We start from the raw sequence: 22,734 nt of genomic DNA on the forward strand, positions 1-22,734 counted from the left end.
TTATGAAAGTTGCTGCACTTATTCTCACGATGTTTCTGGCTGCGGTTTCGGCGGCGGGGCAGGTTTTGACGCTTAAGAACGATATTCCCGAAAGCCAGTACCTCGCGGCGGAGGCGAAGGCTGCGGAACTGCTGAAGACGGCGAATTATCGTTCGATTTGGACGAAGGAATACTTTGACGACCACACAAAGACCGGGAAGTTGAAAGAGAGGAAGCTGATCGAGATAATTCGGCCTGACAGGAAGCGAACGGTTGAGGAAAGGTTTGCTGATTCTCGTTCGTTCGTCGAAATAATTCGGGTTGAATTTGCTCAATACATCCGCGGCGATGACACACCGTGGATGAAATTCCCCGGTATACACGGTTTTGACAGCGGTTTAGAAGTACGTGGAAAGAAAAACCAGTATAGGTCTGTGCCTTCGATCGGTTTTGAGGGAGGTATAGCTGACTTTTACGAACGCCGTTCTAGCGGAAAGTTTCAGGATCCAGCCCAAATGGTTGGTGTCTATGTGAAAGGCATTAAAACAACCCGTATTTGGTATTCGCTCGACGGAAAGATCCTCAAAAAACTAGAGGAAATAATGGTTAAGGGCGGCAATCAGATGAGCCGCGAGACAACAACATACGAACACGATCCCAAAGACCTAAAGATAGAGGCTCCGGTGGTGAAATAGTTGCCGGTGCGAGCTAGATCGAGCTTTCTTGGCGCGCTCGTGGGAATAGTCTTACGCAAATATGGGCGATGCAGTGTTTGCATCGGACGATGGAGACAATGCATCGTCCGATGGATAAGTTTCATCGCTAGATGTGCATTTTTCATCGACCGATTTGGATTATCCATCGTCCGATGTGATATGTAAACCATCCGATTCAAAGTGTAAATCGTACGATGTGCGATCGATATCGTCCGATGCAAAATAAACATCGGACGATGAAGTATATGCATCGGTATAGTTTTCACAAAATTCTTGCATTTATCATCCGGTTTTGACTAAAATAGTCAGAAAAAATCGGAGGGATATCACAATGCCTAAGCGGGAAGACTGGTTACCATACGGGAAGGAGGAGCGGAAGCTGGCTTTGGGGCGGTTGGCGGTTGGGGCTGAGACTTATCAGGCTCAGTTGGGGCTTTCGCCCGCCGAAGTTGACCGGATAAAGGCGATCGCGGAGGAATATGCGTTCGCCGTGGACGTTTTCGAGCGGAACCGCCGAAATCTGCGGGTTTTGCGTATGTGGCGGGACTCGGTCATATCGAATGAACGCACGCTGAAGCCCGTTGACGAGCGTCCGATGTTCGATAACACGCCGATGCCGGTCGGCACTAAGGGCGGTTTGATCGCCGAGGCGCGTAAATATGTTCGCCAGATCAAATCCAAAGGCGGATACAGAGAAGGTATGGGCATCGCAATGAACATTCTGCCGCCCAATCACGTCAAAAAACCTCTGCGCGAGCTCGCACCGAAGATTAAAGTGACTGCCGTCGAGGGTTTTCGCGTAAAGATCGCCTGCGAGATGGAGGGAATGACCGCGGTGCAGATCGAATTTAGGCGGAAGGGTGAAGAAAAGTGGGAGAAGGTGGCGTTCCTGACCAAACTGCCTGAGACGATCTTCATCGAACCCCGCGTCATGGGCGTCCCCGAAACCGGCCAGATCCGCGCCATCTTCATAAAGAACAACAAGATCGTCGGCCAATACTCAAACATGCCGACGGTGACGATATTCGGGATGTAGCGGGGCTAGAAACCGGTCCAGCCGGCGCTAGATTTCGTCGAAACATCCTCGAAGGTTACTTTTGAGCACTCGAGCTCAATTTGTTCGCCCTCTGTAAAGATGCGGAGTCCCGCGACAGACACGTTCGCTAGCCGTATTACCCGGAGGCTCGTTTGGCTGTTCTTAGTTCCGACGCGGATGTAAATATTGGCTTCGGGGAGAGTGGCGCCCGAAACGGCCAGTTCGTGGAAGCGAGCCGTGTGCTCATCCGTTACGCGCATCACGTAGATCCGCTTCCAGTCGACGCTTGCCGGCACCCGCGCGCCAGACGAGTTAAATGCAATGCTCTCGATCTCGGTAGAAAGCGTGCTGCTCCGGCCGATTAATTTGGGGATCTCGAGCGTCATCTTTGTAGGCATTGGGTAAAATTCACCTCCGAGTTGATCTCTGCAGTGCTTGAAAAGCTATCACCTTTCGCTGCGGCACGCAAGGAAATGCAAGACGCGTCCGCCTGATTCTGATATCATCTGTCGTATATGAATTGGTTAGAGAACGGTGAGATATTGGCGAGTATCGGGGAGTTTCTCGCGGAGGACATTGGGCGGGGCGATATTACTACGACGGCGACGGTGCCGCAGGATACGCGGGGCGTCGGGCGGTTTTTGGCGAAGGAATATCTCGTGCTGTGCGGGCTGGATGTGGCCGAGGCGGTGTTTTTTCAGCTTGATCCGGACGTCGGCGAGATCGAGACCGGCTACAACGAGGGCGACGAGATCGAGGAAGGCACCGTTTTTGGCTCGATGAAGGGCTACGCGGACGTTTTGCTCGTCGGCGAACGCACCGCGCTTAATCTTATTCAGCGAATGTCCGGCATCGCGACGCTGACGCGGCAGTTTGTAAAGGCTGTCGAAGGGACGGGCGCCGCGATCGTTGATACGCGAAAGACTACGCCGGGACTGCGCGCCCTTGAGAAATACGCCGTGACCGTTGGCGGCGGCAAGAATCATCGGATGGGGCTCGATGACGGCGTGCTTATCAAAGACAACCACATCGCCCTCGCCGGCGGCATCACGCGTGCCGTCTCCGCCGCCAAAGAACGCGTCGGCCACCTCCACAAGATCGAGGTCGAGATCGGCAATTGGGCCCAACTAAGAGAAGCCATCGAAGCCGGGGCCGAGATCGTTATGCTCGACAACCAAACTCCCGAAGAAGCTGCCAAACTCGTCGGAATGGCCCGCAATCTCAATCCCAACGTCCTCATCGAAGCCTCCGGAAACATGGACCTCGACCGCGTGCGTTCGTATGCCGAGGCCGGAGTTGACCTTATCTCAGTCGGCAGGATCACGCATTCTGCTCGCGCTGTTGATATATCGTTTAAGATACAGATCGGGTAAGAGTCTTTAACCACATAGGAACATAGGGAACATAGTTAGGGCAAAGAAATTTTGTCTTTTCTTGTCTATGTGTCCTATGTTTCTATGTGGTTAGTCTTTCCGGGGAAGAAGTGAATGACGATTGTTGAGATAACCAACGCGACGGTACAGACGATGCCGCCTTCGATGCCGTAGGTCGTGCCGGTGAGCCATGTCGGACCGGTGTCGATCTCGCGTAGGAGCGGATTCTTTGTGATATCTGTCAGGCCGCTGACCTCGATGCCGAAGAACGAGCCCTGCATCCAGTTCCACATCAAATGCAAACCCCAGACGAACCACAGATCGCGCGTTTTTAGATAAGCCACGCTGAACCAGATGCCGGCGAGGACGGTGTTGAGCGTCGAGATGACGCCTGCGTTCGGATTGTCGGCGTGGACCAGGCCGAAGAAAACGGACGTCAGCAGTATCGCGAGCCAGGCAAGGTTCGACCGGGCGAATGTTTGCAGAATATATCCCCGAAAGAGAGCCTCTTCCATCGCCGCTGCGGCGGCGAATACGCCGAACGACACTGCCAACGACGTCAACACAGGTTGCCAGCCGTTCGCGAGATTCAGTTCGAACCGTTGACCGCCGAATACAAACGCGACAAGCACCGCAAAGCTAAGAGTTGCACCGCCCGCGACAACGCCGAGCACGAAATTCCGGATCCAACTGCCCGAGAATGATGCCCCAAGAGCACCAAACGGCAGCTTTTCGAGCCACTTTCCGCACAGCCAGCCGATGACGATCGCCGGGATCAATGCAGCGACGGCGTTCGCGGCGAGTGATATTGACTGGAGAGATGCCGATTCGAAATTCGCCGTAAACAGACCGGCTTGAACGATCGTTCCGAGAATAACGGAGAAAAAGATGAACGCGATTAGAAACAAGCCCGCCCGCCAACCGCTGCGGAGCTGTCCGTCTTTGCCGATGAATATCAGTTGAATCGTTTCCACGCCTCACCGATTGTACGCGAAGCCGAACACGGTCGGCAAAGCAGGCCGGTGAGAGCCGTTGTTTGTGCTAAACTTTCTTGAAATGGAGACACAGCCGGTCGTAAAAAAGCAACGCAAGGTACCGTGGATCATCGGCTCGATGATCGTGCTGACCTTTACGTTCCTGATCGTGCTGCAATCGTCAAATCTTGGCCGCAGTCTCGCTGTTGAGACCGCCAGCGACACTCTGCTCCTGTATGCTCTTTCGTCGCTCAATTTCATAGCGCTCATCATCTTCTGTTTCTTTTTCCTGCGCAGCATTTTGAAACTAATGCGCGAGCGTCGAATGTCGGTGCTCGGTTCGCAGATCAAGACGCGGCTGCTCATCTATTTCTTTGTGCTCAGCCTACTGCCGATCATGGCGATGGCGGTATTCTCGTTCTTGTTCATGAACCGTGCGCTCGAACGCTGGTTCTCTCAGATCCCTGAGAACGTCATTCGTGAGGCCCGCGATATTCAGCGGCAGTCGTTGGCGGAAAGGTCGTTAAGGCTGAACGAGACGGCGACAATGCTGGCGAAGGTGTTGGGAACCGGCAGCCTCGCGACCCATGACCTGAACAGCATAGCGACGTCCGGGAATATTGCCCATATCGAGGTTTTGAGCTCAGATCACCGCACGCTCGCCGTTGGCGAAAAGCCAATGACCGCTGAACAAAAAGAATCTGTTGACCAGACCGTCGAACAGGTGCGAAAACGTATCGCGGAATTGCCCAACGGTGCGGTCATTGCGGAAATGTCAGGCGGCCGCAGGCTTTTGATCGTACCCGACCCAATGTCGGAACAGGCTGTGAACCAGATGGTCGAGAATTCGCTCGGCGAATTTGACCGGCTGAAGGCGAAACAGATCACCGTCCGTCAGGTCGGGCTGCTTACGCTTGGGGTGCTCACATTCTTGCTGATCTTCATTTCGTCGTGGCTCGCCATTTATATCGCCCGCGGATTGACCATCCCGATCAAGGCCCTGGCCGAAGGTGCCGGCGAGATCGCCCGAGGCAATCTCGCTCATCGTGTCGATGTCATTGCCGAGGACGAACTCGATATCCTTGTCGCGGCCTTTAATGAGATGTCTTCGAAACTTGAGGCGAATTCGGCCGAACTGAGCAGCCGCCGAAAGTATATCGAGACCATACTCGAATCGCTGCCGACCGGCGTGATCTCCTTCGACGCATTGAACCGCGTTGGAACGATAAACAGGGCCGCACTCAGTATTCTGCGTCTCGACGAAACCGGTCTTGTCGGCGTCGAACTCAAGCAATTGGTAAGCAAGGAAAATTACGAAGCTCTCGAACGCCTGCTTAATCGAGCCCGGCGTGTCGGGCATTCCTCGGAGCAAACTGTACTTCAGGTCGAATCGACCGACGGTTCTCACGAGTCCGACAAAGGACTGAATGTAGCTCTAACGGCAACAGCATTGCCGACCGAAGGCGGAGCCGTGCTTGTCATCGAAGACCTTTCAGAGTTGATCGCTGCTCAACGCGCGTCAGCCTGGCAAGAGGTCGCACGACGAATGGCACATGAGATCAAAAATCCGCTGACGCCGATCCAGCTTTCCGCCGAACGCATTGCTAAACGCTTTGCGTCAACCGGCCACGTCGAGAACGGCGTCGGCAAACGCATCGACGACAAAGGTGCGATCGGCGACGTTGTCGAAGAAAGTACCTCGACCATCTTGCGCGAGGTCAGTTCGCTCAAGGCAATGGTCGATGAATTCTCGCGATTCGCGCGACTTCCGGATGCGAAACTCGAAACCGGGAATCTCAATGAGATCGTCGAACAGGCGGTCGCGTCGTTCGAGGGCCGTTTTGCCGACATCACGATCGAAACCGAGCTCGGGACGAACGTTCCTGATACAATGATCGACGCCGAGCAGCTAAAACGCGTGTTCGTAAACCTGATCGAAAACGCGGTCGAGGCATTTGCCGAGAGCGAAACGGACAAACGTGTAACCGTTAGAACGCGGCACGACACGGCACGCGATCTGCTAGTCGCAGAGGTTGCAGACAACGGCAAAGGCATCAGTCCGGCGGATCTGCAAAAGCTGTTTCAGCCGTATTTTTCGACCAAAGGACGCGGCACCGGCCTCGGCCTCGCCATCGTCCGCCGCATCGTCAGCGAACACCACGGCAAGATAAACGCCGTCGCGAACCAGCCGCGTGGTGCTAAATTTATTATTGAACTTCCCGTGGGGGCTTAGAGAGGTTTAATGCCAGATTCCATTTTGATAGTTGACGACGAACGCGGGATCCGCGAGACGCTGAGCAGCGTGTTGCGAGACGAGGGCTTTGCTGTGGTGGCTGTCGCGTCGGGCGAGGAGTGTCTTGAGATCACGCGGAAGCAGCATTTTGCGTGTATTCTGCTCGATATTTGGCTCGGCGATGGCATCGACGGGCTTGAGACGCTGTCGAAACTGAATGAAGAGGGAAGCGATGCGGCGGTCGTGATGATCTCGGGTCATGGGAATATCGAGACAGCAGTTAAATCTACAAAGCTTGGGGCGTTCGATTTTATCGAAAAGCCGCTCAGCCTCGAACGAACAGTCATCACCGTCAAAAACGCTGTCCGTACACGCGAACTCGAACGCGTCAATCAGCAACTACAGAGCGATCTCGCTGACGAATACGTCATGATCGGCGAATCGGTCGCAATGCGTGCTCTTCGCAAACAGATCGCGATCGTCGCTCCTTCGGACGGGCGGGTATTGATCTCAGGCGAGAGCGGAACCGGAAAGGAACTCGTAGCCCGTGCGATCCACGCCCAATCAAAACGCCGCAATGCGCCGTTCGTCGAGATAAATTCAGCCGCGATACCTGAGGAATTGGTGGAATCAGAGTTGTTTGGCCATGCGAAGGGAGCGTTTTCGGGTGCGACGCGGTCTAAGAAAGGGAAATTTGAGATCGCCGACGGTGCGACGCTTTTCTTAGATGAGATAGGCGATATGTCGCCGCGTGTGCAGGCAAAGATGCTTCGTGTTCTCGAAGAGCAGCGTTTCGAACCGGTTGGCAGCAACACGCCGGTTTCCGTCGATGTCCGCGTCGTTTCGGCCACAAACAAGCCGCTCGAATCGTTGATCGACAACGGGAATTTCCGCTCGGATCTGTTCTATCGTTTGAATGTGATCCCGTTCCAGATCCCTCCGCTTCGCGAGCGAAGCGAAGACGTGCCGCTTTTGGTGGAGCATTTTAACCGCAGATTTTCGGCTGATTACGGCAAACATGTAAAGGTATTTGCCCCCGACGCTCTTGAAAAGCTGCAAAACAGCGACTGGCTCGGCAATGTGCGCGAGCTGAAGAACACGATCGAGCGTATCGTCATCATGTCTTCGAAAGAGATGATCACGGCCGACGACCTGCCGGCGATGGAAACAACGAACGAGCGTCCCGCGATCAGCTTTCGCTTTCCCAGTTTCAAAGATGCGACCGACGCATATCAACGCGAATTCATCCTCCACAAACTCGCCGAACACGATGGCAGCGTCGCAAAGGCCGCAGAAGAAATGGGCGTCGACCGCAGCCATCTGTATCGCCGCATGCGAAATCTCGGTATTCAAGCGAAATGATCGTCTGAGCTAACAATTGTTCGGTTCAAGAATGCGAAATTCCCAAAAATGCCTTATCATCAATCGGATTTGGCGTTTCAGCTAAGATTTTATCCAATATCAGGAGAATAAATTGCGTAACTTTAGATCGATCGCGAAATTGGGGACAGTTTCCTGTTTAGTTTTGGCATCATTGGCATTTTCGGCATGTTCGGGCGGCACTGCATCGACGGCGACCAATACGGCACCGCCCAAGCCCGCACGGCAGCCGAGCCAGGCTACGTTCCTCGCTGTTGGTGACATTATGCTGTCGCGCGGAGTGGCACGAGTGATCGACAACGCCCGCGACCCGCTGGTTCCTTTTTCCGCGCTTGAGAAAGAGTTCCTTTCGACCGACTTTAACTTCGGCAATCTCGAAAGCCCCGTTTCGGGTAATGATAGCCGCGTCGGCAAGGGACTGGTGTTCAATGCCCGCAAGGCTGACATCGCCGGATTAGTTAAGTACAAATTCAAGGTCGTCAATCTAGCCAACAACCACGCTCTTGATCAGGGAGCGAACGGACTGCAATTCACGCGAGATTTTCTTACACAACAGGGAATCGAATTTCTCGGGGTCGGTGCCGACCTGAGCGAGGCGTGGAAGCCGAAGTTCGTCGAAGCCAACGGAATAAAGATCGGCTTTGTCGGTGCTTCGTATGCGTCGATCAACGACGGCGGCGTCGCCCGCAACAACTATGTGGCGAGGGTCGAGGACGAAGACCAATTAAAAGCGGCGATCGAGAGTGCCCGTAAGCAGTCTGATTTCGTGGTCGTGACGATGCACGCCGGTATCGAATATGTTCGTCTGCCCGACAGAACTCAGGTCAAATTTGCCCGTGCGGCAGTCGATTTTGGGGCGGATGTCGTTATCGGAGCCCATCCTCATTGGGTGCAGGTGGCCGAAGAATACAATGGCAAGATGATCTATTACTCGCTCGGCAATTTCATTTTCGACCAGCGAAAGCCTGAGACGATCCTCGGGCTAATGCTCAAGGTCAACGTCAAAACAACCGCCGACCCTGACCAGCGAGCGTTGCTCGACAGCATTGAATACATGCCGGTAGTGATCGAAAAATGGGAATCCCCGTATGGCCACGCCCTCCGAGGCTAAGATGATCCTGCAAAAGATCAACATTACCGATCCCATTTATCGGCCCGGCGCGTCGGCAAAATAGAAAACCGGAAGCGAATCTTACTGAAATAAAAAGCCCCGCCGAAATTCGGAGGGGCTTTTTTCAGCTAAGTCGATGAATACGACATTTCAGTGTTACTTCTCGGTCACCGGAAAACCGCGATGACGCATCAGAGCTGACGTCTGCGGGTCGCGGCCGCGTAATTTCCGATACGCCTCAGCCGGATCCACCGTATTTCCGATCGAGAAGATATACTTGACCAGATCTGATCCGACCTTTTTGTCATACGGCCCGCCGGCCTCGGTAAATGCACCGTACGCATCGGCCGAGATCACATCCGACCATAGATAGCTGTAATAGCCGGCCGAATAGCCGTCGCTTGAGAAAACATGGCCGAACTGCGGCGTGCGGTGCCGCATAACGAGTTCACTGGGCATTCCAAGTGCAGCAAGTGTCTCTTTTTCAAAAGCATCGGCATCGATCTTCTTGTCTCCTGCCAAGTGCAGTTTCATATCGACCAATGCGCTCGACAGATACTCAGCCGTTGCAAAGCCCTGGTTGAACGTGGCGGCCTTTTTGATCTTATCGACAAGAGCCTGCGGGATCGGTTTGCCGGTCTGGTAATGGACCATGAACCGCGACAATACTTCGGGCGTCGAAACCCAGCGTTCTAGTATCTGCGAAGGGAATTCGACGTAATCGCGGGCAACATTTGTACCCGACAGCGACGGGTAGGTGACGTTTGACGAAAGGCCGTGCAATGCGTGACCGAATTCGTGAAACATTGTGGTCGCGTCATCCCACGATATGAGAACCGGTTCGCCTGGCTTGCCCTTTACAAAATTAGAGTTGTTGGACACGATCGTCGTGATCTCCCCTTCGACCCGTTCCTGACTGCGGTAGGCGTTCATCCAAGCACCGCTGCGTTTACCATCCCGGGCGTATGGGTCAAAATACCAGAGACCGACGTGTTTGCCGGTAGTCTTGTTTTTGACCTCATAGACCGACATATCAGGATGAAAAACAGGCACGTTAGTTACGGGCGTGAATGTAAAGTCGAACACTTCGCCGGCTACCCAGAACATCGCTTCACGGATCTTGTCGAGCTGCAAATACGGCTTTACTTCATTGTCATCGAGGTCGTATCGCTGTTTTCTTACCTTTTCCATGTAGTAGCGGTAATCCCACGGTTCGATCTTGATCTTTGCACCTTCCTTGTCGGCGAGAGCCTGCATATCAGTGACTTCTTCTTTAACGCGAGCCTTTGCGGCCGGCCATACAGATTCCATCAGCTTCATCGCATTTTCCGGCGTTTTTGCCATTTGCGGTTCCAGACGCCAATGGGCGTGAGTTGCAAAACCAAGCAGCTTTGCACGTTCGGCCCGAAGTTGGAGGATCTGTGTAATGCCCGCGTTGTTATCACGAGCATCACCGTTGTCGCCGCGATTTACGAACATTTTCCAGACCTTTTCGCGAAGCTCGCGTCGGTCCGAATAAGTAAGGAACGGGTCAACGGACGAACGCGTATTGCGGACGATTCCGGCGGCGGCAACGTTCTTTGATTTCGCTGCCTGTGCAGCGGCGTCACGAAGTGATTGCGGCAGGCCGGCCATATCCGCTTCGGTTTCCAAGGTAACGTAAAGCGATCCTTCTTCGCCCAACAGATTCTGGCTGAATTTTGTGAACAATCCGGCGAGGCTTTGATTTATCTCTGACAGCCTTTTCTTTTCCGCTGCTCCAAGTTTTGCTCCCTGACGAACGAAGCTCGTATAGTTGAGCCAAACAAGCCGCTGCTGTTCACTCGTTAGCTTCTTTTTATCCGGCGAATTGTAGACGGCCTCGATGCGCTTGAACAGTGCCTCGTTCTGCGATATCTTGTCGCCGAATGCGGCCAGTTTGGGGGCCATCTTAGTATTGACAGCCTCCATCTCAGGCGTGCTCAAACTGCCCGACCAGATACCGTAGATCGTCGAAACTCGATCGAGCGTTCGGCCGGTCTTTTCCATCGCTGCGATCGTGTTTTCAAACGTCGGTGCCGCTTTATTGTTGGCGATCGCATCGATCTCAGCGAGATTCTCAGCCATTGCGGCTTCGAGTGCCGGTTCAAAATCCGACACCTTGACCTTATCGAATGGAGGAATGCCGCCATATGGGCCCGTCCACGCCTCAAGCAGCGGATTTGCCGCCGCTTCCGACACGGCCTTGGCGTTTGCACTATTATCATTATTCGTGATCATAAAAATTGCCGCCGCTGCGATCAATCCGGTCGCTGCAAGGCGGTATAAAGAGAACTTTTTCATTGTTCGATATCTCCTATTTGTCGATAGTTAGACTATATCTTGTTACGGTAGGTTGGACAAATAGTTTCCGGTCGAGGACAAGGCGGAGCAAAACAAAAAGGCAGCCCGGTCGGACTGCCTTTAGTTAAATTGATGGTACACCCGGCATGATTCGAACATGCGACCCCTTGATTCGTAGTCAAGTACTCTATCCAGCTGAGCTACGGGTGCACAGTGGCGAATAGCTAGACTACAAATCTATGGCCATAGTGTCAAGTAACGTGATCCGAACGCGATACACACGGGCGGCAGACCGCCAGGCGGATCTTACCTCGCAAAATATCCTTGACGCGTTCGCGATATCAACTCGGTGTTGCTTACGCCGACACGGACCGATCGCCATTTCCCGTCTCGTTTGTCGTTTATGGGCTGATATTCGACGGTGTAAAGAGTACGCAGTTCGGCGGCGACCTGACCATAGATCTTGCCCATATCTTCGAGGGCCTTGATCGCATTTAAGGTGCCACCGCTGCGGTCCGCAACTATCTGAAGACGTGAGCGGGCGGCCCTATACATAGCCACCTGCCGTGGGGTCGGGTCTGCAAGTTTTGCAGGGTCGCCAGTTGGCAACGCCAGCGGATAGATAGTCACTCCTTGAGCGTCCGAGCGGCTGAGAACGCGGTTTAAAATATCACTCGTTTCTGGTTTTATGGCAACTGGAATTTGGGCGTCGCTGAGTTTTTCGAGCTGTTCGCGATCCTTGTCCCGCACGGCCGTGTCGACACCGTCGGTCAGCACAACGATCGCCTTTCGGCGAGTTTTTTCTTTGGAAAGCTTGTCGAGAGCGAAATCGAGCGACTTATAGAGTTGAGTCTTTCCTCGACCATTTGCGACCGTGATCGAATTGCTGATCGCTCGGCGGTCGGTCGTAAAATCGTTCAGAAGATTGATCTTGTCGTAAAATTCAATGACCGCAACGCGGTCGTTCGGCAGCAGAGCGTCGATGAATCTAAACGCAGAAAGCCGGATCACTTGGCGAAACCCCAGGGTCGAGCCGCTCATATCCAGGATCATAACGACGCTGAATGGTGCGGTTGACGGCTCGAATCTGGTGATCTCCTGTTTAACGCCGTCTTCGTAAACCGTGAAACTTGCTTTTGAAAGATCGGTGATCGGGCGGCCGCGTTGATCGACCACTCCGACATTCAGACGCACTATCGACGAGTCGACGCGGATCGGGTCGTCATCCTGTGCAGCCATGACACCGCACATTAACAAAATAAGCGAAAATACGTTGAGCGTGCGGCGAAGTAACATAAACAAATATTAACAATCAGACGCGATAACCGGAAGTGTGGTTGCTTTGCGAGTGATTTCATAAATGTCTTAACAGAATTGGATTTATGGTTTATAATCGTTTCGAAATGGCTTTACGAAAGATCGGCGTTGCATGTGCTTTGAACGGACGCCGAATGTTCTCAAGGTGGCGGAGATGTTGTTTCGGCCTAGTTTTTGTTCAAACTGTGGAGAAAAGATCGATCGGGCCGACTGGCATATTTGGACCAGTCGCCGATTCTGCGATCTATGTGTGACCGAAATGCCGGTTTACGAATATGGGCCTAAAATCGTAGTTGCGATCGGTATTTTCGCGTCGGTCGTTGGGTTTGGAAGCTATTTGAGTAACGAATCAAGGAACGCTGAACCTGCGATCGTGAGGCAGCGAAAGATCGAAAATTCGAATATAGCCATCAAGTCTGAGCCCGTTACATCAAGTTCGGTGTCATCATCTGCCACGAACGTTGACAAGCCAACGGCTTTGCAGCAGCCGGATCTGCGATCACTCGCTGCTCTGCCGGCCGCGAAGCCGAATATGCCGGCGGATGAGACTCAGTATTTCTGCGGTGCACAAACTAAGAAGGGAACGCCCTGCAGCCGCCGCGTAAAGGGGAACGTGCGCTGCTATCAGCATCAGGGAATGGCCGCGATGCTTTCGGGAAACAAATTGAAGATTGGTTGACAGCTGAATTGGCTAAGATGAAGCAGTATCGATAAACAATGAAACCACTAGCTCCGAATACAATGATCCAGAACCGCTATTTGGTGGTTCACTTGATCGGAAAAGGCGGAATGGGCGAGGTCTATCTGGCCGTTGACCAGCGTCTCGGCAGTGCGATAGCGCTGAAGCGAACGTTTTTCGCCGATAACGAGACACTCGGCAACGCGTTCGAACGCGAGGCCAAGATACTCGCCCGACTCCGGCATCCCGTACTCCCGAAAGTCAGCGATCACTTTTCCGAAAACGGCGATCAATACCTCGTAATGGAGCATATTTCGGGTGACGACCTTTCAAAGCGTCTGGAGAGTGCGAATAAGCCGTTTCCGGTAAGCTGGGTGATGTTTTGGGCGGATCAATTGCTCGATGCACTCACTTACCTTCATTCGCACGAGCCTCCGATCATTCATCGCGATATTAAACCGCAAAATCTAAAGCTAACGGACGAGAATCACATTATTTTGCTTGATTTTGGCCTTTCCAAGGATTCGAGCGGCCAGACGATCGCTTCGAAACCTGGGTCGTCCGGAAGCGTTGTTGGTTACACGCCGCATTTCGCTTCCATGGAGCAAATACGCGGAACCGGTACCGATGGCCGCAGCGACCTGTATTCACTTTCGGCCACGCTTTATCAATTGATGACTAATGTGGTGCCGGCGGACGCACTATCCCGTGCCGATACCATGCTTAGCGGCAAAACGGATCCGATCATTGCCCTGTCAGATGCGAATCCCGAGATCTCGCCCGCAGTTTCGAACGTGATACTCAAAGGGCTCGAGGTCAGCAAGGATAAGCGTTTTGGCACTGCGGCCGAAATGCAGAAGGCATTGCGAACGGCATATTCTCAGATGCAGAATCAGATGTCTGCCGAAACACAGGTTTTTAATGTCGGCGATCTGCACTCGACGGTTCCTCCGGCAAAGGACCCTTCCGTTCCTCTCGCTCCATCCGAAATGGCGACGCGGATGGCAACGGTCCCGCCTGCCCCGGCGGTAGTATCCCAGTCGGCTGACAATAATTTTGACGCAACACTCGCAATGGACGCTGATGAGGCTCAGGAGGTCGTTCGTCAGGCGGATGTCCGCACCGAGGTATTCAATGCCGGATCGTTCGATCAGACGGCGGCAAATGATGAAGTTCCGCCACCGGTAGTGTCAGAACCTCCGCCGTCGCCGTTTGATTCGACACGACCGGTTGACGAATCGGTGCCCGCAGCGACGGTTCCATTGATCTCGATCGATGAGAATGTGATTTCTCCGGCTTCAGCGGAACCGGCCGCACCGGAATTCTTTACGACACCGGTTGCCGAAGTTAGAAAAGAGGATCTGCCGCCTCCGGTCGTTTCGTCAGCGGTTTCCGCCGGTGCGTCGGCCGGAGCGGCATCCGCGAATTCTCAGACTGCTGAAAAAAAATCGGGTTCGAAAGCATTTTTGATCCTGGGCGGCCTTGCTGCGTTCTTTTTACTTATGATCGGAGCTCTTGGCGGCGGTTGGTATTACTACACGAATTATTACTTAGCCGGAGACACTAAACCGACGCCGACACCGTCAGCCACACCGGTTGCGTCGCCGACAACGGTGCCGTCGCCGTCGCCCACGGCATCGCCCGATGGTAATTCGAACAGTAATACGAACAGTGATGACATTAAGACCGTAGAACCAACACCGGTACCGACGCCGACTCAGACCGCCGGCCCGAGACCGGCACAGACACCGGTTGTTGTTGATCGTCCCGTCAAACCGGCCCGAACACCCGGCCCGAAAGCGACGCCCAAGCCAAAGCCGAACAACGATCGCACAGTCATTCTGCAGTAAGTACGGAGATCTGTAGGAATTATGAGATTGAAGCTAATAAGAACATTTACAACAGCAATGGTGCTAGGCGTGGTCCTATCATTCGCCGGTGCAGTTGCCGCGCAGACCAGAAACGACCTCAAGCGTGCAAAGGAATTCGCGGATGCAGGTGATAAGGCCTTCAGACAAAAGGAATACCGCCAGGCAACTGAGCTTTATGGCCAGGCGATCGTCATAGTTCCAACAAATCCGTATTGTCATTTCTGGAAGGGATACGCACATTATTACCTTCAAGAATATGATCTGTCTGAACGATCATTCGTACTTGCATTGAACCAAGGGTTTAAGCCGATCGAGGTGTACAAGGTTCGATGGTACTTGTTTTATGTTCAGAAAAAGTATTCCGAGGCGGTAGGTGATCTAAAGAAAGCTGTTGAACTCGAACCAAAGAACACCAATTTGCTGAAAGGTTTGGGCGATTCTCATCTGGCGTTGGGAGCAAATCAGGATGCCTTGAATGCATACCAGCGTGCTCTGTTGATCACTCCGAAGGATGCCGACCTTTATTATTCGATCGCCTACCTTCATGCTCAAACGGGCAATTTGAAAGGACAAGAGCAATCGGCCGGTGAGGCAATTCGAATGGGCACCCAATACATGGGCGAAGCCCATTATTTGCTGGCTGATGCGCTTGAACGCCAAAAGAACTTCGCGGCTGCGATCACTTCATATCAACGGGCGATCAGTGCGAAACCCACGCTGTATCAGGCTTATCGAAATCTGGCAAATATCTATCAACGCCAAAACAAGCTGTCTAACGCGATCGAAACACTCAAGAAGGCCATTCTTTTGTTTCCGAATGACGGGAATATTTACACTGATATTAGTTGGTTTTACAGCTTGAACGACCGGCCGGCGGATGCTGTTCAAGCGGCATTGGCGGCCATCAAATTCCTGCCCGATCAGTACATGGGCTACACGAATCTTTGCCGTGCATATAACGAGACCAAGCAATACAAAGAAGCAGTCGCGGCCTGTAACAGTGCTTTGAAGTTGAAGCCGGGTGATGGTGAAACATTCTTCTACCTCGGCCGAGCGAGCGATCTGCTTGGAAAGCCGTCGGAAGCAACAGGCTACTATCGAAAAGCGGTGACGGGCCTGGTCGAATTTACTAACGGGAACCCTGACTATGCAGATGGATTCTATTTACTCGGCAATGCTTATTTTGCCGACAACCAGCGCGACCGAGCGATCGAGGCATATACCAAATGTCTCCAGCTGAGCCCAAACTTTGCAAAGGCAAGATACAATTTGGGGATAATATTGGTTTTGAAAAAGGATAAAACGGGAGCGATGACACAGTACAGTTTCCTGCTGGCACAGGACGTTGCTCTTGCAGGTAAACTCAAGGCTGAGATAGACAAGCTATAATTATCTTCGGCGCTTAACGTTCTCTCTGGTATTCACGTCGACTCGCTGGAAACGAAGTACCACGCGGACGCTGTCAGACCGATTATCAAGGGATGCCGGAACGAACGGGGCGTTCCCGAGTTCGGCATCCATCGCTTTTTCCAGATCGGATATGGTTCGGCTATTGTAAGTCGGCGAAATGACCTCTTTGATCTGTGCCACCCCATTGCTCAATACATCCGCGACCACCACAACTCCATCATTGCCGCGATTCTCGCGAAGCAGGGAACTTGTCATTGCGACTAGGGCACCCTGCGGGTTTAGACTCGGAGATTCGCCCGAGACCGCCAGCCGATTGCGGGCATACTCTGCGGGATAGATCGGCTCGCTACCTGTTCCGGCATAAGGATCCTGATTGCCGGCAAGCAGAAGACCGGTTTGCCTGCTGCTCGAAGGTTTGGCCATCGCTGACTCCGGCGATTGGATATTCGACAACAGGAACGTGAGCACGCCGATTCCGATCACCGTGCTCGCCGCTACGCCGACAGCGTAAGGCATTACCCGCATCTGCAGCCATTCGCCGAAGCCGTGCGAAAAGAACGATGCCGGCCGCCGGCGACTATTCAATTCGGACGCTACCGCCATCCGCAACGACCTTTGAAGATCGGCGGAAATACGGGGCTTTTCGCTCTGCCGCAGGTCGCTGACGATCTCGAGATTGGCCGCGTTTTTGGCGCGGCAAACAGGACATGATTCGAAATGGGTCTCGATCACCGCTGACCGCTCTATCGGCAAAAAACCGTCGCCATACAAAGCAAGATCAGATCGTAATTCTTCGCATTTCATTGTTTTTTCTCAGCCTTGAATTGAATGGCAGACTGACCCCGGCTGTTTTCCAATTAGAAAACAACGCTTGTGTATTGATAAAAGCTCAGATCGCCGTGATCCGCGGTTGTCTGATACGACATGTTGCTGGCCGCTTCAAATATTTCCTTGGCTCACGTTTTTCTTAGCTCTTCTCGCCACTCTCGCTCTCTTTGACCTATCGTTTGGCACCGATCGTTTTAACCTCAAAGATGAGACCGGGGCGAGTCAGCCATTCACTTCAATTGTCAAAAACCCTTTAATTGCCTTCGTAATTCCTCACGTCCCCGCGAAATTCGCGATTTCACTGTTCCGATATTCGTTCCGAGTGCTTCGGCACACTCTTCGTAACTAAATCCTTCGAGATCGCATAGGACGATAGCCTCTCGATAGACGGTCTTCAACATTCCCAGAGCATTATTCAGAGCTTTTGTCCGTTCCTGCCGAAGTACTTCATCTTCGGGCGAAATAGAATTGTCAGAGATCGTTTCCCAAACCTGCGTTTCGCTGTCACCGATCGTCGCATCGAGCGAGAGTGTTTGGTCTCGCCGCCGGCGTTTCCACCAGCGAAAACGGTTACGCGATTCATTGATCGCGATACGGAAAAGCCATGTCTTCAACCCGGATTCACCGCGAAAACTCTTGATCGCACGCAAAGCGTGCAGGAATGTTTCCTGCGTCAGGTCAGCGGCTTCGTCCGGATCGGACGTTAAACGATATAGCAAAGCGTAAACATCACCCGAATAACGGTTGATCAGAGCGTCAAATGCGGCGGCGTCCCTTTCTCGTAAATTTTCAATCAATCCGCTATCGGCCTGACGAACAGATACAACGGGTGCCGCGGTTACGGCTTGCCTCAGGTCTTCTTCGTCAAATGTGATTGACTTACTGAAGATCATTTCCCGCCTTTTCGAGTTCTCCTCCTGAGAACCTTCACTCTGCTCGTTCGCCCATTCCGCGAACTGGAATATTAGACGCCGTTTATCGGATTTTGTTCCAAAAAACTTTTGGCGGTACCGCCGAGCAGCGATCGCCTAAGTGTTTAGACGGCTTTTTCCTCTCACTTGTTTGCTCTTGTTCGCAATTTACGCTAAATTAAACCTTTTGTATTAGGTGCTCTGCCGCCAATTATACAACGATTAGATCTCATAAAATTGCATTATTTTTGAATCATGGCACGTAAACAGAGAAGACTCGAACAAGTAGCGACCGGCGTTGAAGAACAGAAAGCAGCGGTTCGCTACCAGGATCCATTTCAGCAGAATGTGAACAAAAAGCTCGAAGAGGCCGGAAAGGTCTTTGAGGGCAAGGGCCGAACGATCATGTATGGCATCGCTGCACTTGCAGTGATCGTTTTGCTGATCTTCATTGTCACGACTTGGAGCCGACGTTCGAATGGTGCAGCACAGACTGCTCTTGGCAAGGCCATCGAGACGTCACAATCGCGTGTCTCCGATCAGCCTGCTCCTGCCGGGTCGACCGATAAGGTGTTCAAAACAGAAAAGGAACGTGCCGATGCCGCTATTGCCGAGTTTCAGATTGTGGTCAATAAATTCGGCGGTGCCGCCGGCGAAAAGGCCAAATATTTCATTGCTGTCAATCGACTGATGTCTGACCGTGCCGCCGGGATCGCGGAACTCGAGGGTATCGCAAAGGGTAATACAGACGTTGGAAAGCTCGCAAAATTCGCACTCGCTCAAACGCGTTTTGATGACGGTAAGTACGATGAAGCCGTGACGTTCTATCAGGAGCTTGCTGCCTTGCCTGACGCGATCGTCGCCAAAGATTCAATAAATTTTCAGCTTGCCAAGGCCTACGAGAAACAGGGCAAAACGAAAGAAGCCGCGGACCTCTACTTCACGATCGCAAAGGCGGCTGCCGAAGCTAAGGACTCAGACGGTAAGCCGGTGCCGATGGGCGAAACCGCTAACGAAGCTAAAGAAAAGCTTACGGCACTAGACCCCGAGCGTGCCAAAGAGATCGTTGTTCCGGCTCCTGCGTCGCCGTTTGGCAGCTAAGCCGATCATAAAGATCGCCGTCATTTGGCCGTTTGTTGTAAATTGGTTGCAGCAGAGGCAATGAATACCATTTGAACGATCGCTCTCAGATAAAAACCACGGTTGCGAATATCGCGGATGATGCAGATGAAACATCGCCATCGCTCGTTTCCATCCGTGTATCCCCAAACAGCTATTTAACTGCATTTCTGATCGGAACATTCTTCGCAGGCTTCCTCCTATACCTTGAATTCGACACTTCAGGATTCACGTTGTTCGTAATTTCGTGGATCGTCATTCCTTTTCTCGCATTTTCAGACCGTATCGTTTTTGACGGCAAACGGCTCACCCGCACGGGCATTTTGCCGAGATTTTGGGGAGCAATGAACGGTTCGAGGCGTCGATTGCGCATTACCGATATCGAGCAGATCGATACGCAATCTATCAGGGCATTGAAACGCGGCGGTAATGTCTACTACCGGTATCGCACTGCCATCCGCGGCCGCGATGTCAGTATTGCCATTGCGTCAGGCGGCGAAGACTACCGGCAGATGATCGGTCGAATATTGCCTTTGGTGCCAGAGAATGTACTTGACAACCGTTCGGTCGAACTTCGTGATTACCTCGCCGACCCGAAAGAGGTGCGGATGAAGGCCGCGTTCGCCAAGATACCTGAGGCCGATGTTCTTGCAGGTTCATTTTCGCGGGAAAGAAAAATGATCCGGGACCATACTGACGATACCGTCGACCTTCAGCCTGGCGATGTCGAAAAAGCCGAATATCTGCGCCGTCTTGGCAACGAACTGCGGTTGATCGGCCGTCTTCATCAGGCACTTGAATCTTTTCGGCGCGCTCTCGTTCTAACACCAACCAACGGTAGATTACTATTCGATTTTGCCCGCTGCCTCCATTCGTTTGCCGGCGTCGAACGTGATCGGCGGCTTGGTTTGAGGTCGATCGCCGCGATGCGCCTTGCCGAGAAGCGAGCAAACGGAGACAGTTATTTGCTTGCCCGACTCGGTGAAGCATATTTCCAGCTTGGTGAATGGCGTCGGGCCGGGTTCGTATTTCAACGATCGTTAGATGCCGGCGGAAACTTCCTTGCGTCTCGCGGAATGGCGGAGATTGCACTTCGCGAAGGTAAACTTGCCCACGTCATCCATCAATTTTCTGCCGCGAACCGTGTTGCAGAGTCGCCGGCTCTTCGTCGCTACTCCCGCACCGAGGCTGACTATTTCGCCCGGCTAAATGACGATGACGAGTATATGGAGGTCGAGGTGGGCCGAGTCAATCTCCTCGAATCGCTCGAAAACGCAAAAAAGACAGTGCTGCGAATTGCCTCATTTGGATTGGTACCGCTGATTTGGGGACTTGTATTTGAAGATTCGTTATTTTCAGATATCGGCTGGGCAGTTACTGCGTTCGCCATTTTGGTCTGGGTCGGCCTGATTGTTAGTGTTCGGGGCCTTTCTACCCGAATTCCGTACGATTTAGTAGTATCTGACGTATAGGGTTCGGCCTTAAAAATTGGGTTCACAGATCCGGATAGAATTCGAAGTTTGGGCGTTTGTGTGATTGACGTCACTCTGATTGTTGATTGCTTGGGATAGAGTGTCAGTATGACTAATTATTTTGGATTGAATATGCGGCAAATAATAAACTCGATCACCGTTTTCGTAATTCTGGCTGTAGGTTTTCTTTTTGTGGACGGCAATACTACGAATGGTCAGCGACTACCCCCAAAAAAAGCCGAAACGAAAAGGACGATACCGGAGGTCATTATCCTGGCCAAAGGTTCAAAACAAGGACAAGTCACATTCAATCACGTTAAGCACAACGGCGGCGAATATAATATCGGCGGCCCGATACTTTGTACCGAGTGTCATCATACCGCTCAGCCAGCGTCTGAACTCGTGCGATTCCCGCCATTGAAGACAGCCTGGCCGGCAGACCGTACGACAACGCTCACTGCTGAACTGTTCGCAGAAGATCCAGCGAAAGCCGGCGTGGCAAGCTGCCGCGATTGCCACTCGCGTGACGGTGCAAAGCCAAAATTGCTCGATAAGACCCCGGCCTATGATGATGCCATTACCGGCAAGACCACGAAGTTAACAAACCAGATCGCACTCCATCAGACATGTGACGTCTGCCATTTCCAAATAGGATTTCGTGTCGCCGGTTCGAAGGCCCCAACTTCCACAAACTGCGCCTCGTGCCATAAAGCGGCGGCAAAGAAACACTGAAATTCGCTGACCTCATTTCAAAACACATATGGCACGATGGAAGAGGTCTTCGATCGTGCCATCTGTATAATTTATAGCAAGCCCATTAGGCCTTTTCGCTTTTTGCAACTTCGGCAGGCGGGTTGAGCATTGCTGACCAGCGATATTCCTGAGTCTCCCAACCATCTTTCAACTTCTTGAGAATAAAATCCGTCATATTATCGACGATCCAACGGTGGTTCTTTTCGCCAACTGATGCGAGTTCAGCGTCCGGGGCAGGGTTCATGAAGTCGATCGCGTAGGGAATTCCGTCCTTGATGGCGAACTCAACCGTATTTAGATCATAACCAAGAGCTGTGCAAATGGTCTTTACGTCTTGCTCGACTCTGGCGTGCAATTCAGGGGTTAGATAATCGTCGATATCGACATACTGCATGCCGCTCAAGTATGGTTTCGACGGGTCATACGGCATGATCAACACGTTTTCCTTTCCAACACAATAACATCGAACGAAATGATCGTACTCGATGCCTTCCTGCAGGGTCATACAGAGCGTCCCCGAAGCGTTGTATTCCTGCCAAAGCTCCTCAAGCGAGTTGACCTTTGATACATTCTTCCAGCCGCCGCCGTCGAACGGCTTCAGGAACGATGGGAAGCCGACGTGTTCCACAACTCCTTCCCAATCGATCGGAAATTCGAGATTGCGAAGCGACTCGGGAGTGATGTCCTTTATGTAGCTATGCTGCGGCAGGAGCACGGTCTTCGGTATCGCAACGCCAAGTTTGGTGGCTAGCGCAAAATTAAAGAACTTGTCGTCCGCTGACCACCAAAACGGATTATTGATGATATACGTTCCTTCGAGAGCGAAACGCTTTAACGCCGCACGGTAATACGGCACTTCGTGCGAAATGCGGTCGATTATCACGTCATAGCGTTTTTTCTCATCGAGAGTGATGCCGCCGATGCTGACCATTTCAGCTATGACTTCGCCGCCGCTCTTCTCATTGATACTTTTGATAATTGATTCGGGAAACGTAACTTCGCGTCCCGCTAGAATTCCTACTTTCTTCATTAAATTGCCTTCCTGATTATATAATCGTCAGTTAAAAACCTTCCGGTGCGTTCCTCGGCTATTGCGAGAAACACATAGTTTAGTTTAGAAAATTCAGCGAAACAAGCTAGTTGCGGATTGCAACAGAAAATACTTTCATAGGAGTCGAAAAAATGTGAGCCAATTCTCGCCGTTTTGTCGCATTTGTTTACAAGCGAAGATCTGATGATAAGGTCGATCT

At 52.3% G+C, this 22,734-nt stretch carries 19 protein-coding genes and 1 tRNA gene; 12 read left to right on the forward strand and 8 right to left on the reverse strand.

The window, feature by feature from the left end; translation table 11 throughout:
* The first annotated feature begins 2 nt into the window (after nucleotides 1–2).
* Both IPK01_17325 and IPK01_17330 read left to right on the forward strand, forming a co-directional pair.
* Nucleotides 3–674: a hypothetical protein gene (locus IPK01_17325; GenBank protein ID MBK7935194.1), complete on the forward strand. Its 672-nt coding sequence runs from the start codon at nucleotides 3–5 to the stop codon at nucleotides 672–674.
* A gap of 352 nt (nucleotides 675–1,026) precedes the next feature.
* Nucleotides 1,027–1,731 (forward strand): hypothetical protein, encoded by a 705-nt coding sequence (locus IPK01_17330; GenBank protein ID MBK7935195.1) that lies wholly within the window; start codon nucleotides 1,027–1,029, stop codon nucleotides 1,729–1,731.
* Between the two features lie 5 nt (nucleotides 1,732–1,736).
* Here IPK01_17330 and IPK01_17335 read toward each other — a convergent pair whose 3' ends face one another.
* Nucleotides 1,737–2,129 (reverse strand): hypothetical protein, encoded by a 393-nt coding sequence (locus IPK01_17335; protein ID MBK7935196.1) that lies wholly within the window; start codon nucleotides 2,127–2,129, stop codon nucleotides 1,737–1,739.
* 117 nt (nucleotides 2,130–2,246) lie between these two features.
* On the opposite strand from IPK01_17335, the gene nadC reads away from it, so the two are divergent.
* A complete protein-coding gene (nadC, locus tag IPK01_17340; GenBank protein ID MBK7935197.1) occupies nucleotides 2,247–3,104 on the forward strand; it encodes a carboxylating nicotinate-nucleotide diphosphorylase in 858 nt (285 codons plus the stop codon).
* A gap of 74 nt (nucleotides 3,105–3,178) precedes the next feature.
* On the opposite strand, the gene IPK01_17345 is transcribed toward nadC, so the two are convergent.
* Entirely contained in the window at nucleotides 3,179–4,078 is a 900-nt protein-coding gene (locus IPK01_17345; protein MBK7935198.1) for a CPBP family intramembrane metalloprotease, read from the reverse strand.
* Nucleotides 4,079–4,160: 82 nt separating this feature from the next.
* Between IPK01_17345 and IPK01_17350 the strand changes: the two genes are divergently transcribed.
* From IPK01_17350 to IPK01_17360, 3 genes are all read left to right on the forward strand, one after another.
* Nucleotides 4,161–6,311 (forward strand): HAMP domain-containing protein, encoded by a 2,151-nt coding sequence (locus tag IPK01_17350; GenBank protein MBK7935199.1) that lies wholly within the window; start codon nucleotides 4,161–4,163, stop codon nucleotides 6,309–6,311.
* A 9-nt stretch (nucleotides 6,312–6,320) separates the two neighbouring features.
* Nucleotides 6,321–7,673, forward strand: a complete 1,353-nt coding sequence (locus tag IPK01_17355; GenBank protein ID MBK7935200.1) for a sigma-54-dependent Fis family transcriptional regulator — start codon at nucleotides 6,321–6,323, stop codon at nucleotides 7,671–7,673.
* Between the two features lie 112 nt (nucleotides 7,674–7,785).
* Nucleotides 7,786–8,802, forward strand: coding sequence for a CapA family protein (locus IPK01_17360; protein ID MBK7935201.1), 1,017 nt, complete (start codon nucleotides 7,786–7,788; stop codon nucleotides 8,800–8,802).
* 156 nt (nucleotides 8,803–8,958) lie between these two features.
* Here the strand turns inward: IPK01_17360 and IPK01_17365 are convergent, their stop codons facing one another.
* From IPK01_17365 to IPK01_17375, 3 genes are all read right to left on the reverse strand, one after another.
* Nucleotides 8,959–11,124, reverse strand: coding sequence for a M3 family metallopeptidase (locus tag IPK01_17365; protein MBK7935202.1), 2,166 nt, complete (start codon nucleotides 11,122–11,124; stop codon nucleotides 8,959–8,961).
* A 133-nt stretch (nucleotides 11,125–11,257) separates the two neighbouring features.
* A tRNA-Arg gene (locus IPK01_17370) sits at nucleotides 11,258–11,334 on the reverse strand.
* Between the two features lie 96 nt (nucleotides 11,335–11,430).
* The gene (locus IPK01_17375) at nucleotides 11,431–12,420 is read right to left on the reverse strand and encodes a VWA domain-containing protein (protein ID MBK7935203.1); all 990 of its coding nucleotides are present in this window, start codon (nucleotides 12,418–12,420) and stop codon (nucleotides 11,431–11,433) included.
* Nucleotides 12,421–12,553: 133 nt separating this feature from the next.
* Between IPK01_17375 and IPK01_17380 the strand changes: the two genes are divergently transcribed.
* The 3 genes from IPK01_17380 to IPK01_17390 are packed head-to-tail and all read left to right on the forward strand — an operon-like array spanning nucleotide 12,554 to nucleotide 16,380.
* Entirely contained in the window at nucleotides 12,554–13,120 is a 567-nt protein-coding gene (locus tag IPK01_17380; protein ID MBK7935204.1) for a hypothetical protein, read from the forward strand.
* Between the two features lie 38 nt (nucleotides 13,121–13,158).
* Nucleotides 13,159–14,970, forward strand: coding sequence for a protein kinase (locus IPK01_17385; protein MBK7935205.1), 1,812 nt, complete (start codon nucleotides 13,159–13,161; stop codon nucleotides 14,968–14,970).
* 21 nt (nucleotides 14,971–14,991) lie between these two features.
* Nucleotides 14,992–16,380, forward strand: a complete 1,389-nt coding sequence (locus IPK01_17390) for a tetratricopeptide repeat protein (protein MBK7935206.1) — start codon at nucleotides 14,992–14,994, stop codon at nucleotides 16,378–16,380.
* On the opposite strand, the gene IPK01_17395 is transcribed toward IPK01_17390, so the two are convergent.
* Both IPK01_17395 and IPK01_17400 read right to left on the reverse strand, forming a co-directional pair.
* The gene (locus IPK01_17395) at nucleotides 16,381–17,205 is read right to left on the reverse strand and encodes a zf-HC2 domain-containing protein (protein MBK7935207.1); all 825 of its coding nucleotides are present in this window, start codon (nucleotides 17,203–17,205) and stop codon (nucleotides 16,381–16,383) included.
* Between the two features lie 266 nt (nucleotides 17,206–17,471).
* Nucleotides 17,472–18,122, reverse strand: coding sequence for a sigma-70 family RNA polymerase sigma factor (locus tag IPK01_17400; GenBank protein MBK7935208.1), 651 nt, complete (start codon nucleotides 18,120–18,122; stop codon nucleotides 17,472–17,474).
* A 273-nt stretch (nucleotides 18,123–18,395) separates the two neighbouring features.
* Between IPK01_17400 and IPK01_17405 the strand changes: the two genes are divergently transcribed.
* The 3 genes from IPK01_17405 to IPK01_17415 all read left to right on the forward strand — a co-directional run bounded on the left by IPK01_17405 (nucleotide 18,396) and on the right by IPK01_17415 (nucleotide 21,463).
* Nucleotides 18,396–19,241 (forward strand): tetratricopeptide repeat protein, encoded by an 846-nt coding sequence (locus IPK01_17405; protein MBK7935209.1) that lies wholly within the window; start codon nucleotides 18,396–18,398, stop codon nucleotides 19,239–19,241.
* A gap of 71 nt (nucleotides 19,242–19,312) precedes the next feature.
* The gene (locus IPK01_17410) at nucleotides 19,313–20,731 is read left to right on the forward strand and encodes a hypothetical protein (protein MBK7935210.1); all 1,419 of its coding nucleotides are present in this window, start codon (nucleotides 19,313–19,315) and stop codon (nucleotides 20,729–20,731) included.
* A gap of 132 nt (nucleotides 20,732–20,863) precedes the next feature.
* Nucleotides 20,864–21,463 carry a cytochrome c3 family protein gene (locus tag IPK01_17415; protein MBK7935211.1) on the forward strand — a complete coding sequence of 200 codons (600 nt, stop codon included), beginning with the start codon at nucleotides 20,864–20,866 and terminating at the stop codon, nucleotides 21,461–21,463.
* A gap of 85 nt (nucleotides 21,464–21,548) precedes the next feature.
* Here the strand turns inward: IPK01_17415 and IPK01_17420 are convergent, their stop codons facing one another.
* Nucleotides 21,549–22,514 carry a hypothetical protein gene (locus tag IPK01_17420; GenBank protein MBK7935212.1) on the reverse strand — a complete coding sequence of 322 codons (966 nt, stop codon included), beginning with the start codon at nucleotides 22,512–22,514 and terminating at the stop codon, nucleotides 21,549–21,551.
* Between the last annotated feature and the right edge of the window lie 220 nt (nucleotides 22,515–22,734).

Source organism: Acidobacteriota bacterium, assembly GCA_016713675.1.
Lineage (GTDB): Bacteria > Acidobacteriota > Blastocatellia > Pyrinomonadales > Pyrinomonadaceae > OLB17.

Bases quoted from the DNA above. Each gene is read 5' to 3' on its own strand.
- IPK01_17325 (MBK7935194.1), top strand. From the start codon at position 3: ATGAAAGTTGCTGCACTTATTCTCACGATGTTTCTGGCTGCGGTTTCG.
- IPK01_17330 (MBK7935195.1), top strand. From the start codon at position 1,027: ATGCCTAAGCGGGAAGACTGGTTACCATACGGGAAGGAGGAGCGGAAG.
- IPK01_17335 (MBK7935196.1), bottom strand. From the start codon at position 2,129: ATGCCTACAAAGATGACGCTCGAGATCCCCAAATTAATCGGCCGGAGC.
- nadC (MBK7935197.1), top strand. From the start codon at position 2,247: ATGAATTGGTTAGAGAACGGTGAGATATTGGCGAGTATCGGGGAGTTT.
- IPK01_17350 (MBK7935199.1), top strand. From the start codon at position 4,161: ATGGAGACACAGCCGGTCGTAAAAAAGCAACGCAAGGTACCGTGGATC.
- IPK01_17355 (MBK7935200.1), top strand. From the start codon at position 6,321: ATGCCAGATTCCATTTTGATAGTTGACGACGAACGCGGGATCCGCGAG.
- IPK01_17365 (MBK7935202.1), bottom strand. From the start codon at position 11,124: ATGAAAAAGTTCTCTTTATACCGCCTTGCAGCGACCGGATTGATCGCA.
- IPK01_17375 (MBK7935203.1), bottom strand. From the start codon at position 12,420: ATGTTACTTCGCCGCACGCTCAACGTATTTTCGCTTATTTTGTTAATG.
- IPK01_17380 (MBK7935204.1), top strand. From the start codon at position 12,554: ATGTGCTTTGAACGGACGCCGAATGTTCTCAAGGTGGCGGAGATGTTG.
- IPK01_17385 (MBK7935205.1), top strand. From the start codon at position 13,159: ATGAAACCACTAGCTCCGAATACAATGATCCAGAACCGCTATTTGGTG.
- IPK01_17390 (MBK7935206.1), top strand. From the start codon at position 14,992: ATGAGATTGAAGCTAATAAGAACATTTACAACAGCAATGGTGCTAGGC.
- IPK01_17395 (MBK7935207.1), bottom strand. From the start codon at position 17,205: ATGAAATGCGAAGAATTACGATCTGATCTTGCTTTGTATGGCGACGGT.
- IPK01_17400 (MBK7935208.1), bottom strand. From the start codon at position 18,122: ATGATCTTCAGTAAGTCAATCACATTTGACGAAGAAGACCTGAGGCAA.
- IPK01_17405 (MBK7935209.1), top strand. From the start codon at position 18,396: ATGGCACGTAAACAGAGAAGACTCGAACAAGTAGCGACCGGCGTTGAA.
- IPK01_17415 (MBK7935211.1), top strand. From the start codon at position 20,864: ATGCGGCAAATAATAAACTCGATCACCGTTTTCGTAATTCTGGCTGTA.
- IPK01_17420 (MBK7935212.1), bottom strand. From the start codon at position 22,514: ATGAAGAAAGTAGGAATTCTAGCGGGACGCGAAGTTACGTTTCCCGAA.